Origin of the sequence: Salifodinibacter halophilus (assembly GCA_012999515.1) — a bacterium.
GTDB lineage: Bacteria > Pseudomonadota > Gammaproteobacteria > Nevskiales > Salinisphaeraceae > Salifodinibacter > Salifodinibacter halophilus.
Genome location: JABEEB010000062.1, coordinates 1 through 366 on the forward strand (window position 1 = coordinate 1; position 366 = coordinate 366).

Annotated in this window: 1 protein-coding gene; it reads right to left on the reverse strand. The window is 71.6% G+C overall.

What is annotated here, in order from left to right; translation table 11 throughout:
- On the reverse strand, positions 1 to 366 hold a 366-nt coding region (locus tag HKX41_10690; GenBank protein ID NNC24597.1), incomplete at both ends, for a hypothetical protein.

Here is a 366-nt window from a genome sequence, read left to right on the forward strand (position 1 = left end):
TCCAGACTTTGCCGTCGGCGCCGACCCCGACCTGGCGCGGGTCGACCTGCGAAGGCTCGTGCAGGCCGGTGCGCTTGGCCTGCAGCATGGCGTCGGCCACGGCATCGTCGGGCACCTGCGCGGGCAGGCGTTCGCGCAGGAACTGGAAATAGCCGTGGTCGCGGTGTTGCGGGTCGCGCGGTTCGGACGCCTGCGGGGGCGCGGTGTGCGAAGCCGGTGCGCGTTGCGGCGCGTGCTCCGGCGCCGCGTCCTGGCGTTGGACCGGGCTGCTGTCCTTGAAGCCTGGCGGCAGAGGCAGACCCTCCAGGCCCAACGCCTTCAGGTCGACCTTCGCATCGATGCTCGGGTTCGGGATGCCGAAACCGA